This is a genomic window from Brenneria sp. L4-2C (assembly GCF_040240335.1).
Lineage (GTDB): Bacteria > Pseudomonadota > Gammaproteobacteria > Enterobacterales > Enterobacteriaceae > Brenneria.
This window is the reverse complement of sequence record NZ_JBEIAC010000002.1, coordinates 134,667-148,479: the sequence shown is the minus strand read 5'-3', so window position 1 is coordinate 148,479 and position 13,813 is coordinate 134,667. Positions and strand designations below refer to the sequence as shown.

Here is a 13,813-nt window from a genome sequence, read left to right as displayed (position 1 = left end):
GATGAGCCATCGTTTTCCTGACGGTTTTTTATGGGGCGGCGCGATTGCGGCCAATCAGGTGGAAGGCGCTTACTTGACGGACGGTAAAGGGTTATCCACCTCCGATTTGCAGCCGCAGGGCGTGTTTGGCGCGATCGTGGAAAGAACGGCGGGCGATAGCGGGATCAAGGATGTGGCGATCGATTTTTATCATCGCTATCCGGAAGATATCGCGCTGTTCGCCGAAATGGGCTTCAAGACTTTGCGTACTTCGATCGCCTGGACGCGCATTTTCCCGCAGGGCGATGAGAAAACGCCCAATGAAGCCGGACTGGCGTTTTACGATCGGTTATTTGATGAAATGGCCAGGCATAACATTCAGCCATTAGTCACCTTATCGCATTATGAAATGCCGTACGGCCTGGTGAAAAACTATGGCGGCTGGGGCAATCGTCAGACAATCGCCTGCTTTGAACGCTATGCGCGGACGGTATTTCAGCGTTTCCAGCATAAGGTTAAATACTGGTTGACGTTTAACGAAATCAATATGTCGCTGCATGCGCCGTTTACCGGCGTCGGTTTGCCGGAAGGCAGCGACAAGGCGGCCATTTATCAGGCGATCCATCACCAGTTGGTCGCCAGCGCGAAAGCGGTAAAGGCCTGTCATGAAATCATCCCCGATGCGAAAATCGGCAACATGTTGTTAGGCGGGTTGCTGTACCCACTGACCTGCAAGCCGGCCGACGTGCTGGAAACCTTGCAGCAGAATCGGGAGTGGATGTTCTTTGGCGATGTACAGGCGCGCGGCGCTTATCCTGCCTATATGACGCGTTTCTTTAAACAGCGCGCCATCGAATTACACATCACCGACGACGATCGGGAGTCGCTCAAAGAAACCGTCGACTTCATTTCCTTTAGCTACTACATGAGCGGCTGCGTGACGACGGATGACGAGCATAACCAAAAAGCGCGCGCGAATATCCTGAATATGGTGCCGAATCCGCATTTGGCGAGCTCGGAATGGGGCTGGCAAATCGATCCCGAAGGGCTGCGCATCCTGTTGAATGTGCTGTATGACCGCTATCAGAAACCGTTGTTCATCGTGGAGAACGGGCTGGGCGCCAAAGACCGGATTGAAAGCGACGGCAGCATTAATGACGACTACCGCATTCAGTATCTCAACGATCACCTGATTCAGGTGGCGGAAGCGCTGGAGGACGGCGTCGAAGTGCTGGGATATACCAGTTGGGGGCCGATCGATTTGGTCAGCGCGTCGACGGCGGAGATGTCGAAGCGTTATGGCTTCATCTATGTTGATCGCGACGATCAGGGCAATGGCTCGCTGACGCGCAAGCGGAAGAAAAGTTTCTACTGGTATCGCGACGTGATTAACAGTCATGGCGCCGCGCTGAAATAGCGGCGACATTTTCGGTTTTGCCGGCGCGCCCCGCACGCGTCGGCCAGCGATTTATTTCTATTGAAGGGATATTGGCATGAATAGACGAACATTATTATAAAAGCCGCCGTGTTTGCTTCGTGTATTAAAACAGGGCCGATTCAGGGGGCGAATATCTGTTGAGACACCTCTGATTGAGAGAGTCCGCTGGCTTCGTCAGATGGCGATGAATAAATTAATCGTTATTGTCACGCGTGGATCTTTTTGCCAGGTTATTTTATTCGTCCTGACTTTAGGAAATAAAAAACAGATATTAAACAGGCGCGGTATTTTTATTATAAATCATCCATGGATGCTGTTAATGGCATCTTGAGTTTTTTTGTTTTAACTGTGTATGTTATCTGGAAAACATTATGCGTAAAAAACACTATCCTCTTAAACTTATAGTATTATTAATTTCTTCAGCGATTTTATCTAATAGTGCGATAGCGGTGCCATTAACGATAGAAGAAAGATTAGCCCTATTAGAAAAAGAATTGGCGGAGAATAAGCAAGAATTACAATCGACAAAAAAAGAGTTACGGGAATATAAAGCGATAGCCGAACGCCGCCAGACGGCGGTCGCCGCCGGCAGTATTGAAAAACCGACGGGACAGGAGCGGATTGTCACTGAAGTGGTTCAGACGCAGCCGGCGGGAACGGCGCAGTCGGCGACCGCGACGGAACAAAAATCGCTGACGCTGCATGAACTCAGCAAATTCATCAAGGATGATATTGGCTTCAACTATCGGGGATATTTCCGTTCCGGATGGGCGACCGGCTCGCGCGGCGCGCCGAAATCTTATGCGATCGGTTCGGTGGGGCGTTTCGGTAACGAAAACGGCGCCTGGTTCGATCTGGAATTGTCGCAGAAAGTCTATGATCAGGATGGAAAAACGGCCAAAGCCGTGGTTATGCTGGATGGCAATGTCGGGTTGCAATACAGCGGCGGATGGTTTGACAAGGATTCGGAAAATGTACTGGCATTTTCAGATATCTATTTGACCACCAAGGGCTTTCTGCCATTCGCGCCGGAAGCGGACTTCTGGGTGGGCAAACACAACATGCCGGTCTATGAAATCCAGATGCTGGACTGGAAGAGCCACCGCACCAACGCGGGGGCCGGCGTCGGTATTGAAAATTGGCAGCTTGGGCCGGGTAAGCTGAACGTCGCGCTGACGCGTCAGGATCTGAACGCCCACGCGGTGGATTACGCGACGTCAGGCAATTCGCAGCAGGTCAATACCAACTCTGTGGAATTGCGCTATAAAGAGCTTCCGCTGTGGGATAACGCCACGCTGGAAGTATTCGGCCGATATGCGATGGCGAACCATAACGACACCACGCGTAGCAATGAAAATGACGACAGCTATTACAGCGTGAAAGATGCCTGGCATGCCGGCGTGATTTTAAGGCAGAACTTCACTGACGGAGGCTTTAATGAATTGACTCTGCAAGGAGCGGATAACTCCATCGCCAGCGGCTATGCGCTGATTTCCGACGCCAACCCGTCCTATGGTTATAACGACGACTATTATGGCGAGCACAGCTATGGAAAAGCGTTTCGCTTAATTTCTCAGGGTGAAAATTATTTACATCCTAAAGTGATCATGGCTAACGCTTTAGTCTATTCCCGCGGCAGTGATATCTATAGTTATGATACCGGCGCGCATACCGATTTTGAAAGTTTTCGCGCGGTTATTCGTCCTGCCTATATATGGGAAAACAACAACCAAACCGGTATTGAATTGGGATGGTTTGATCAGAAAAATAAACAGGGCGGGGTGGAATATCATGAATCGGGTTATAAAACCACGCTGTTCCATACCATCAAAGTGGACACCAGCATGCTGACTTCCCGCCCTGAAATCCGTTTCTATGGCACTTATTTGAAGGCGTTAGATAATGAAATCAGTCAATTCCAGTTTGCGGATAGTAAGAGCGATCAATTTACCGTAGGCGTACAGGCGGAAGTCTGGTGGTAAATAAGCGATGGTTTAAATCATCGCCAGCGGTGGGGGCGGCGACTCCTCAGCCTATTTGAGAACATCCGGACGTTGAATAAAAAGAGGGGCTGGATGTGAATATAGAGAAGGGTTTACTAATGAATAAATACAGCTTAATGAAAGCGAGGCTATACGGCGTTGTTAGTCTATTGTTGCTCATGCTTGCGGCAGCGCCTGCGTTTGCTGGCGCGCAGCCTTTGTTTGATGTCGTCGCGCGTAAACAGGTTCGGGTAATAATCAGCAGCGACGCCAAGAATGAAGCGGATGATGATTTCGCGGTGGCGCATGCGCTGCTGACGCCGACCTTTCAGGTTAAGGGCGTTATTGCCGCCCACTATGCCCGTACCGCGGCGTTGATGAAATCCGATCCCGGCGCCAGTATGGAAAAGAGTTATCAGGAGTTGAAACATCTGCTGACGCTGATGCAAAAAACCGATGTGCCGGTGTATCGCGGCGCCGCGGATGCGCTTAAAAAAGGAGAAAAGTCGCCGACGTTGAGCGAGGGATCCAGGGCGCTGATCGATGAAGCCATGAAACAGGAGAGTTCCCCGCTGTTTGTGTTGGTCATGGGGTCGTTGACGGATGTCGCCGCCGCTTTGCTGGCCGAACCCGCGATTGCGCAAAAAATGACGGTGGTGTGGATTGGCGGTATGCCTTATCCCAAAGGGGGTTGGGAATACAACATGTTTAATGATCCCGAAGGCGCCAATGTTGTATTTAAGTCGCAGGTGCCGTTATGGCAGGTACCGCACAATGTCTATATGTCCGTTCGGGTATCGCTGAGCGAACTGGCGCTGAAAGTGAAGCCGCAGGGTCAGGTCGGGGAATATCTCTGGCAGCAGCTTATTGAATTCAATCAGAGGATTTCCGAGGTGGTAAAAGATGTTCCCTGGCCGAAAAGCGAAGTGTGGGTGCTGGGTGATAATCCCTCGGTATCATTGTTGCTGGATGATCATGAGTACAATTACACGTTGCGCGCCGCGCCGCTGCTGAATGACGATCTCACCTATGCGCCGCAGCCGAACGCCCGCCAAATTCGGGTCTATAACGCGGTGGATGCCCGATTCACGCTGGAGGATTTCTATGCCAAGCTGGCGCTGGCCTATGGCGTGAAGCATTAGTCTGGCTGATTTTCAATTTCGGCGCGCGGAGGGGAAACGGCGTAAGCGCCGGCTACGCCCGTGATGCGAATTTCGCGCATGACCTCTCGCAGATGCCGAATCAGGCAATAAACGCAGCGGGCCGACATTCACGTCGGCCCGCTGCCGTTACCCCGCGCCGGCGTCCGGCGTTAACCGATTCCGGCCGCTCTGACCGCGCTTTCTCCCCGCGATACGCTTATGTATACCGTCTTCTTGCCGCTAATCAACCGCGTTGGAATATGCCGTTGGCGCTTTAAGTCCAGGGAAAACGTCAAGTCGGCCAAACAGTGCAATAGTATTTAACGATCAAAACAAAGTAATCTATTTGTTTAATCTATTAAAGACAGCTGTTTGATCGTTTTTATCGATAACGTATATAAACTTCTTTTCCCAACAGCCGATAAATGACAGCGTCGTTGGGAACATTTCCCGTCATATCGTTGCAACCGGACACCCCATGCGCAGATAGCGGGTTAAAACATTTTTAACCCGGCGTCAGGCCTTGTTCCATAAAACGGCAAGCATTTTTTCAGCGCTAGCTTTGCGACCGTTTCCCTTGGCATGTCGGGAGGTAGTCATCACTGCTATCAAAAACGTATGAAATCCATATTGAGATGCGAGTCATCAACGTAAAAGGCGGGCAATTGGCCAGCCTTATATCTTTGGAGGTAGCGGGATAGTGAAGAATTTCAGAATAGGTATTCGGTTGGCGGTGGGATTTGGCGTACTCATCATTTTTTCTCTGGTTATGCTGGTCAGCGGCGTTTATCAGCTCCGGCAGATTGACCAAAGCACGCAGCGGATGATGCAGGAGCCGCTGCGTAAAGAGCGGCTGGTGGCGGACTGGTTCAGCGTCATCAGCGCCAGCGTACAACGCTCTACCGCGGTGGCGCGCAGTAGCGATGGTTCATTGGCTGAATTGTTCGCCGCGGACAATGCCGCCGCCTCAAAAGGTTCCGCCGAACGGCAGGAGCAGTTCGCCAAACTGGTCAGCAGCCCGGAGGAAAAGGCGCTGTTCGAAAAACTGGGCGAAGTTCGCCAGATTTATATCAGGGCGCGCGACGCTATCTCCGCCGCCAATGCGAACGGCCAGCGCGAACAGGCGCTACAGCTTTTTGACCGGGACTTCCAACCCGCCGCGCGTAATTATCTGGATACGCTGCAAGCCCTGCGTGACCAGCAGCGCGCCACGATCAACCAACTGGGCGCGGATATTTCCCGCAATGCCGGCAACGGCTATCTCTTTCTGGGGATCATCGGTCTTTTGATCACCATCGCCGGCTCGTTGATCGCCTGGATGCTCACCCGCAGTATTGTGCGGCCGCTGGAGCATGCCGTGCAGATTACCAATGCCGTGGCCGGCGGCGACCTCACGCAGAACGTGCGCGCCGAAGGCCGGGATGAAACCGCACAGTTGCTCCATGCCTTGCAGGAGATGACGACCCAGTTGCGCACCATCGTGGGCGAGGTTCGTCAGGGATCGGAATCGATTGCCGGGGCGTCTTCGCAAATCGCGGCGGGCAACCTCGATCTGTCCAGCCGCACTGAAGAGCAGTCCAGCGCGCTGCAAGAAACCGCCGCGGCCATTGAACAACTGGCTTCCACCGTGCGCCAGAACGCCGATAACGCCAAGCAGGCCAATCAACTGGCGCAATCCACCGCCGGTCAGGCGCAGTCTGGCGGGCAGTTGATGAACGATGTGGTGCAGACCATGGGCGCCATCGATACCTCGTCGAGAAAGATTGTGGATATTATCAGCGTGATTGACGGCATCGCTTTCCAGACCAATATCCTGGCGTTGAACGCCGCGGTGGAGGCCGCCCGCGCCGGCGAGCAGGGGCGCGGTTTCGCCGTGGTGGCCGGGGAAGTTCGCAGCCTGGCCCAGCGTAGCGCCTCGGCGGCCAAAGAGATCAAAGAGCTGATCGACCATTCGGTACAGACCGTGGAAACGGGCAATCGCCTGGTGGAGCAGGCGGGGGCGTCAATACTGGACATCGTGAGCGGCGTGCGCAAGGTCAGCGATCTGGTGGGCGAAATCAGCAGCGCCAGTCAGGAGCAGTCCCTGGGTATCGATCAGGTCAACGTCGCGGTCACACAGATGGAGCAGACGACGTTGCAGAATGCGGCGTTGGTGAACGAAGCCTCGGCTGCCACCCAGTCTCTGCAACAGCAGGCCGAACAGATGGAGCAGGTGGTCAGCGTATTCCAACTGACGGAAGGGCAATCGCGTTCAAGTGCCGCGCCGGTCGGCAAATCGGCCTCCGCCGCTTCAGCGCCGCACGCGGCCCTGGAGCTTAAACCTGCGGCAGCCGGCGCCAAATCGGCGTCCACCGAAGGGGGCTGGAGCTCTTTTTAAGCATCAATCGGCAAGTGCGATAATAACGGCCGCCGGCCTGCCAACAGGTTGGGTTGATCGGATTGTCGCGGCGCCTCATCCCTACGGGAAGTGCCGGTGCGAAGTCATCGGCAACTTCCCGTCGTCGTTCTATCTGTTTATGCGCGAGTGTTTAGCGGCGTTTTGTCTTTCCCCCATTTCCGCGAGGCTATTCCCGCAGCGCGTCCGTCGATTCAGTCCGAGCCAGGGGAGAAGATAAATAACCTGTCGCCTAATAGAGATATCCGCGTGGCTGACAGGCATTCTGTCAAGGATATAAAATAAACAGTATGCTTTATAAAATACGCGCGCTGTAACGGCGATGTGTATTTTTATATTTCTGTTTTTTCGCTGTTGAATAGGTCTTTTATGGCTGTTTTAATAAAATCACACTTGCTGTGGTTAATGGTGATTTTATTTTAAGATTTTGAATTAATAGGTTCTTTTGAATTATTTGTTTTCTTGCGGATAGCGGGTTTGGTGTGGGAATAAATTAATCTAACCGAATTAAAGGATAATTTTCCTTTCAATGTTTCGTTAGATCAATAATTGATATCCTTATCAATAACTGATGTTTCATACTGCCGGTTGATAAAGGCTAGGATGCTTATTATTGTTTCTATTTTATGGCGCAATTATGATTCGGTCGCATATCAGGCAGGCAGAGTGAGCGCGACCGGAGTAATCTATCATCTATTACGCTTTGACGGAGTTTTATAAGGGAGCAAGTACGATGAATATCGTGATTAAACAGACGCTGACGCGACTCATCCCCTGGCTGATCCCGGCGCTGCTGATTATCGCCTGGCAGGGCGCGGTAACGTCCGGTTGGTTGTCTACCCGTATACTGCCGGCGCCGGGCGCAGTGCTTAAGGCCGGCTGGACGCTGGCCTACAGCGGCGAATTATGGCAACACCTGGCGATCAGCAGTTGGCGGGCGGCGGTTGGCTTCGGCATCGGCGGCAGCATTGGTTTATTGCTGGGATTGATTACCGGGCTATCGCGCTTTGGCGCGCTGCTGATCGACAGTACGGTGCAGATGGTGCGCAACGTGCCGCATCTGGCGCTGATCCCGCTGGTGATCCTCTGGTTCGGGATTGATGAGTCGGCCAAGATTTTTCTGGTGGCGCTGGGTACCTTTTTCCCTATCTATCTGAACACCTACCACGGGGTGCGCCATGTCGATGCCGGACTGGTGGAAATGGCGCGCAATTACGGACTCTCCGGCTTTGCGCTGTTTCGTCAGGTGATTCTTCCCGGCGCGTTGCCCTCCATTCTGGTCGGCGTGCGTTTTGCGCTGGGCCTGATGTGGCTGACGCTGATTGTGGCGGAAACCATCTCCGCCAGTTCCGGGATCGGCTATCTGGCGATGAATGCCCGCGAATTCCTACAAACCGACGTGGTGGTGATGGCTATTATCTTGTACGCCGTGCTCGGCAAGCTGGCCGATGTCGCCGCCCGTCTGCTGGAGCGCAACTGGTTGCGCTGGCATCCTTCCTATCAGTCAACCGGAGGTGAGGCATGAGCGCCCGTATTTACACCGTTAATCAGGGCATTCCGCTGGTTACGCAACGGCTCGATAAACAGTTTAATCAGCGATCCGTATTGCATAACCTGGATTTGCAGATCCCTGCCGGACAGTTTATCGCGGTGGTCGGGCGCAGCGGCTGCGGCAAGAGTACGCTGCTGCGGCTGCTGGCCGGGTTGGAGAAACCGAGTTCGGGACGGCTGCTGTCGGGCAATCAGCCGCTACATCAATTGCAGCAGGATATCCGTCTGATGTTTCAGGATGCCAGACTCCTGCCCTGGAAAACGGTGATTGAAAATATCGGCCTCGGCCTGAAAGGCGACTGGAAGCCCAAGGCGCGGGAAGCGCTGAAGGCGGTGGGGTTGTCCGGTCGGGAAAACGACTGGCCGGCAGCGCTCTCCGGCGGGCAAAAACAGCGCGTTGCGCTGGCCAGAGCGCTGATTCATCGCCCGCGCCTGCTGCTGCTGGATGAGCCGCTCGGCGCATTGGATGCCCTGACCCGTATTGAAATGCAGCAGCTGATAGAAAGCCTGTGGCTGGAACAGGGGTTCACCGTGTTGCTGGTGACCCACGACGTCAGTGAGGCGGTCAGTATTGCCGACCGGGTGATCCTGATAGAGGAGGGCGCCATCGGCCTGGATTTGACTATCGATCTGCCCCGGCCGCGACAGCGAGGTTTGCCCCGTCTGGCGGCGCTGGAGCAGGAAATTTTGGAACATATCTTTAATCGCCAAGAGGAGAAACGCGCCGGGGACGATGAGAATAGCGGCCTCAAGTACCACGAGGGGCGTTAATCAGTCAGTAAAACGCCGCTATTAAGCCCGCAGGAGGCGCGTTTTTTACACTTTCAGTGTACGCCTCCGGGAACGGCGCGACCGGTTCGCGCCACCGAAGGGCAATTGCTGATTCTGCGCTGAGCGAAGGCGATGTATCACATCGTGCAGAATATCACCGTGTATATCGACGACGATCCGTTGACCGTTGGCCGCGCGGCTAAACCCGGCGCTGCGGCATTCTCTATCCCGAGATGGACGGGGATGTTCCCGACGCCGGCATCAGTCAGCTTCCCGCGCGGCGGGAGCCGTCGTTTATCATTGATTAGCGGGACAGCGCGCTGATCCGCGAGGAACCCACTCCCCACAGGCAGGGCAAAACCAACCACGAGCATTTATCCCTGGCGCTGCCGGAAGAGACGCTGCGCGGCCTTTAAAGATCGCGCGCTGAGGCGGCCAGCAGTTTTCTGGCGGTATCTTCATCGGTGACCAGGCCGGTTATCCAGCCGCCGCGCAGCACCGCCTGAATGGCGCGGAACTTCTCCTCCCCGCCGGCAAAGGCAATAACCGGTTTTTCGGGATATTGCCTGATGGTGACGCTGGTCAGGCGGTCGTCCATCGCGCTCGGCACCTGCTGGCCGTCGGCACCGATAAAGTGTCCCACGATCTCCGCCGCCACCCCCGCCGCGGTCAGGCTTTCCACTTCTTCGGTGGTGATAAAACCGTCGTAATGCAGCGGACAGTGATAGTTCATCTGGCCGATGCCGATAAAGGTGACGTCCGCCTGCGCCGCTTTCTCGGTGACCATGCGATAGATACGGTGATTACACCACAGCTCTTTATCCGTCAGATTGTCTGCGAATAACGGCGCCGGCAAAATAAAGTACTTGCCCTGGGTTTTCTCCGCCATCCACAGCGGGACGTCGTAACGGGTACAGGAACCGTCCGCGGCGATGGCGCCGATAAGCGATACGCAGCTATGCTGGGGACGATCGATTTGCGGCAGCTCGTTGATGGTGGAGCGCAGCGCCCGTCCCGAACCCACCGCGATGACCTGCGGGGATTCCCGGTGGATAAACTGCGCCATCAGCTCGGCGCCGGCCACGGCGATCATCCGGTTAAGGCTGGCGCTGTCCATACCGGCGGAGGGCACCACCAGGCTGGTCGACAGGCGAAACTGGCGGGCCAACTGCTGGGATAATGCCGTGCAGTCGGCGACCGGATGGGTGATATTGACCCTGACCAGGCCGTGCTCGGAGGCCAGCGCCACCAGCCGCTGGGCCGCCTGACGGGAAACCCCCAATAGCTCGGCGATCTCATGCTGGGTTTTGCCCGCCACGTAATACATCCAGGCGGCGCGCGCGGCGTGATCCAATTTCCTATCGGTTTTACTCATTGATGGTACTCATTTTTAGCAGTGTCAAAACTATAACCCGCCGGCGACAGGCGGGTAAATCGCTCATTTGCGATATGTGAGCTAAAGCTCATTCATTGGGCTATTATTCAACTATGCTCTTTTTCCAGACAATTACTCATTTTGTGAGCTTATGCTCATCATCCTGTTGCGAGGTAATAGATATTATGACCACCTTAGAGCACTTTACCTGGATGCATATCGGCGCCGGTTCATTTCACCGCGCGCATCAGGCCTGGTACCTGCACCGCCTGTTGCTGCAGGGCGACCTACGCTGGTCGATAGCGCTGGGCAATATTCGTGACGATGCCAATCCGCTGCTGGAGACTCTGGCGCAACAAAATGGAGAATACGTCCTGGAAACCGTAACGCCGGCCGGGGAGCGCAGCTATGAAAAAATCACCTCTCTGCGCACCATTATCCCCTGGGACCCGCAGCTGTCGGCGCTGGTTGAGCAGGGCGCCGACGCCGCGACGCGCGTCATCTCCTTTACCGTGACCGAGGGCGGCTATTACCTCGACACCCATTTCAGGCTGGATCAATCCAACGCCGATATCCAGGCCGATCTGCAGGGCGGCGTGCGCACCATTTACGGCGCCGTCGCGCATATTCTCCGTACCCGCCGGGCGCGGAACAGCGGCGGGGTCACGCTGCTGAGCTGCGACAATGTGCGCCACAACGGCGAACGTTTCCACGACGGGCTGAGCGAATTTCTGACCCTGCAGGGCGAGGGCGATTTACTGGCCTGGGTGAACGGCCATACCACCACGCCGAACACCATGGTCGACCGCATTACGCCGCGTCCGGCCGCCGATATCGCCGCCCGCGTCAAAGAAAAGCTGGGGGTGGACGACCGGGCGCCGGTGATGGGGGAATCCTTTATCCAGTGGGTGGTGGAGGATAACTTTATCGCCGGGCGTCCGGCGCTGGAAAACGTCGCCGTCGAGATGGTGGATTCGGTGGCGCCCTATGAAGAGGCGAAAATCCGCATCCTCAACGCCAGCCACAGCTGCATCGCCTGGGCCGGCACGCTGATCGGCCAGTCCTATATCCATGAAAGCACCGGCACCGACGCTATCCGCCGGATGGCCTATGACTACGTGACCGAGGATGTGATCCCGTCGCTGACCCCCAGTCCGCTGGATCTCGGCCAATACCGCGACGTGGTGCTGGAAAGATTCGGCAACCCCTATATCCGCGACACCAATCAGCGGGTGGCGGCCGACGGGTTTTCCAAAATTCCGGGATTTATCACCCCGACGCTCATCGAGTGCTACGCCCGCGGCCAGCAGCCGAGGGCCACCGCGGCGCTGCCGGCGCTGTTTTTTATTTTTATGCGCCGCTGGCATGAGGGAACGCTGCCGTACGACTATCAGGACGGCATTCTGGATGAGGCGGCCACCCACGCCATGTTCGCTTCGGCCGACCCCCTCGCCGGCTACGCCCGCGATGAGAAGCTGTTCGGGCCGCTGGCCGCCAAAGAGGAGTTCGAACAGTTGCTGCGCGAGACCGTTGCCCGGCTTGATGCCTGGGCGCGGGCCAATGCGCCGCTGGCCGTCAGCCATTAATTTCACCCTACCTTAAACCCAGAGGGAGCGATTATGTATCTCGGTCTTGATTTAGGCACCTCGGAGATAAAAATCGTCATTATCGACGACGCGGGGACGCTGGTCGCCGGCGAAGGCGAAGCGCTGACCGTACAGCGGCCGCACCCGCAGTGGTCGGAACAGGACCCGGCCCAGTGGTGGGCGGCCGCCAACCGGGCCATCGGCCGGTTACGCGCCCGCCACGGGGATATCTGGCCGGGCATTCGCAGCATCGGCCTCTCCGGGCAGATGCACGGCGCGGTGCTGCTTGACGCCGCCGATCGGGTTCTCCGGCCGGCCATTCTGTGGAATGACACCCGCTGCGCCCCGGAGTGCGACGAACTGACCGCGCGGGCGCCGGAACTGCATCGCATCGCCGGTAATCTGGCGATGCCCGGTTTTACCGCCCCCAAGCTGCTGTGGGTGGCTAAACACGAACCGCAACTATTCGCCCGCATCAACACCGTGCTGTTGCCGAAGGATTATCTGCGTCTGATGATGAGCGGCGAGAAAGTCTCCGACATGTCCGATGCGGCGGGAACCCTGTGGCTGGACGTCGCCAAACGGGACTGGTCGGACGCGCTGCTGCAAGCCTGCGGTCTGACGCGTGACCATATGCCCGCGCTGGTGGAGGGCTCCGCGCCTTCCGCCCGCCTGAAGGCGGATGTGGCCCGCGAATGGGGGCTGGCGGAAACGGTCATCGTCGCCGGCGGCGGCGGGGATAACGCCGCCAGCGCCGTGGGGATCGGGGCGGTGAACAGCGGCGATGCGTTTATCTCCCTGGGCACCTCCGGGGTGATTTTTGTGGTCAACGAAAGTTTTCGCCCCAATCCGCAGTCGGCGGTGCATGCGTTCTGTCACGCCCTGCCGCAGCGCTGGCACCAGATGAGCGTCATGCTTACCGCCGCCAGCGCCCTGCGCTGGCTGTGCCGGATTTTACGTACCGATGAACCCACCCTGCTGGCGGAAGTGGCCGAGCTGAGCAGGGACGAGCAGCTGCGGGCGCCGATCTTCCTGCCCTATCTTTCCGGCGAGCGCACGCCCCATAACGACCCTATCGCCAGCGGATCCTTCCACGGCATGACGCACTCCACCGAGCGCGCCGCGCTGGGTTATGCGGTGCTGGAGGGCGTCGCCTTCGGCCTGGTCGACGGTCTGGAAGTGATGAAGCAGGCCGGCAGCCGCATCGAACAGTTTTCGCTGATCGGCGGCGGCGCGCGCAGCCCCTGGTGGGCGCAGCTGATTGCCGACGTGATGGATATCCCGGTGGTGACGCACCGGGACGGCGCGGCCGGCGGCGCATTGGGCGCCGCGCGCCTCGGCTGGCTGGCGGCGGGCGGCGATGAGGCGCAGGTGTGCGCCAAACCGGCGATCGATAGCCGTTTTACCGCCGGCGGCGAGCGGGCCGAACAGCTGCGCGGCCGTTTAGCCCGTTACCGGCTGTTTTACCGTCAGCAGGTGGAGGCCAGAACAAGGGTTCAATAATCCCTGAGCTTCCCGGCGCGGATCGCCTGTCGCGGGCCGGAAAGCACGGTCGACTGGCCGGCAGCAAATACCATAAGAAGTAGACGGCTTA

General features: G+C 56.6%; 9 protein-coding genes. 8 read left to right on the top strand and 1 reads right to left on the bottom strand.

The genetic code is table 11. The features are described 5' to 3' along the window. Position 1 precedes the first annotated feature (1 nt). From ABRZ26_RS04575 to ssuB, 6 genes are all read left to right on the top strand, one after another. Positions 2–1,396 carry a glycoside hydrolase family 1 protein gene (locus ABRZ26_RS04575; RefSeq protein ID WP_319603081.1) on the top strand — a complete coding sequence of 465 codons (1,395 nt, stop codon included), beginning with the start codon at positions 2–4 and terminating at the stop codon, positions 1,394–1,396. A gap of 392 nt (positions 1,397–1,788) precedes the next feature. Beyond that, positions 1,789–3,399: a carbohydrate porin gene (locus tag ABRZ26_RS04570; RefSeq protein ID WP_319603080.1), complete on the top strand. Its 1,611-nt coding sequence runs from the start codon at positions 1,789–1,791 to the stop codon at positions 3,397–3,399. A 119-nt stretch (positions 3,400–3,518) separates the two neighbouring features. Further along, positions 3,519–4,541, top strand: a complete 1,023-nt coding sequence (locus tag ABRZ26_RS04565) for a nucleoside hydrolase (RefSeq protein ID WP_319603079.1) — start codon at positions 3,519–3,521, stop codon at positions 4,539–4,541. A 700-nt stretch (positions 4,542–5,241) separates the two neighbouring features. Then, positions 5,242–6,918, top strand: a complete 1,677-nt coding sequence (locus tag ABRZ26_RS04560; protein WP_319603078.1) for a methyl-accepting chemotaxis protein — start codon at positions 5,242–5,244, stop codon at positions 6,916–6,918. Between the two features lie 751 nt (positions 6,919–7,669). Beyond that, positions 7,670–8,461 carry an aliphatic sulfonate ABC transporter permease SsuC gene (gene ssuC / locus ABRZ26_RS04555; protein WP_319603077.1) on the top strand — a complete coding sequence of 264 codons (792 nt, stop codon included), beginning with the start codon at positions 7,670–7,672 and terminating at the stop codon, positions 8,459–8,461. Beyond that, positions 8,458–9,258, top strand: a complete 801-nt coding sequence (ssuB, locus tag ABRZ26_RS04550; protein ID WP_319603076.1) for an aliphatic sulfonates ABC transporter ATP-binding protein — start codon at positions 8,458–8,460, stop codon at positions 9,256–9,258. Before ssuC ends, ssuB begins: the two co-directional genes overlap by 4 nt. Positions 9,259–9,670: 412 nt before the next feature. Here the strand turns inward: ssuB and ABRZ26_RS04545 are convergent, their stop codons facing one another. Next, positions 9,671–10,633 (bottom strand): sugar-binding transcriptional regulator, encoded by a 963-nt coding sequence (locus ABRZ26_RS04545; RefSeq protein WP_319603075.1) that lies wholly within the window; start codon positions 10,631–10,633, stop codon positions 9,671–9,673. A gap of 185 nt (positions 10,634–10,818) precedes the next feature. Here ABRZ26_RS04545 and dalD point away from each other — a divergent pair, with 185 nt between their 5' ends. Beyond that, positions 10,819–12,219 carry a D-arabinitol 4-dehydrogenase gene (dalD, locus tag ABRZ26_RS04540; RefSeq protein WP_319603074.1) on the top strand — a complete coding sequence of 467 codons (1,401 nt, stop codon included), beginning with the start codon at positions 10,819–10,821 and terminating at the stop codon, positions 12,217–12,219. Between the two features lie 33 nt (positions 12,220–12,252). Further along, on the top strand, positions 12,253–13,722 hold the full coding sequence (gene xylB, locus ABRZ26_RS04535; protein ID WP_319603073.1) for a xylulokinase: 1,470 nt from the start codon (positions 12,253–12,255) through the stop codon (positions 13,720–13,722). Positions 13,723–13,813 lie beyond the last annotated feature (91 nt).

What these genes read in the sequence shown, in the direction of transcription:
- ABRZ26_RS04575 (WP_319603081.1), top strand. Translation starts at nt 2, where the DNA reads ATGAGCCATCGTTTTCCTGACGGTTTTTTATGGGGCGGCGCGATTGCG.
- xylB (WP_319603073.1), top strand. Translation starts at nt 12,253, where the DNA reads ATGTATCTCGGTCTTGATTTAGGCACCTCGGAGATAAAAATCGTCATT.
- dalD (WP_319603074.1), top strand. Translation starts at nt 10,819, where the DNA reads ATGACCACCTTAGAGCACTTTACCTGGATGCATATCGGCGCCGGTTCA.
- ssuC (WP_319603077.1), top strand. Translation starts at nt 7,670, where the DNA reads ATGAATATCGTGATTAAACAGACGCTGACGCGACTCATCCCCTGGCTG.
- ABRZ26_RS04565 (WP_319603079.1), top strand. Translation starts at nt 3,519, where the DNA reads ATGAATAAATACAGCTTAATGAAAGCGAGGCTATACGGCGTTGTTAGT.
- ABRZ26_RS04545 (WP_319603075.1), bottom strand. Translation starts at nt 10,633, where the DNA reads ATGAGTAAAACCGATAGGAAATTGGATCACGCCGCGCGCGCCGCCTGG.
- ABRZ26_RS04570 (WP_319603080.1), top strand. Translation starts at nt 1,789, where the DNA reads ATGCGTAAAAAACACTATCCTCTTAAACTTATAGTATTATTAATTTCT.
- ssuB (WP_319603076.1), top strand. Translation starts at nt 8,458, where the DNA reads ATGAGCGCCCGTATTTACACCGTTAATCAGGGCATTCCGCTGGTTACG.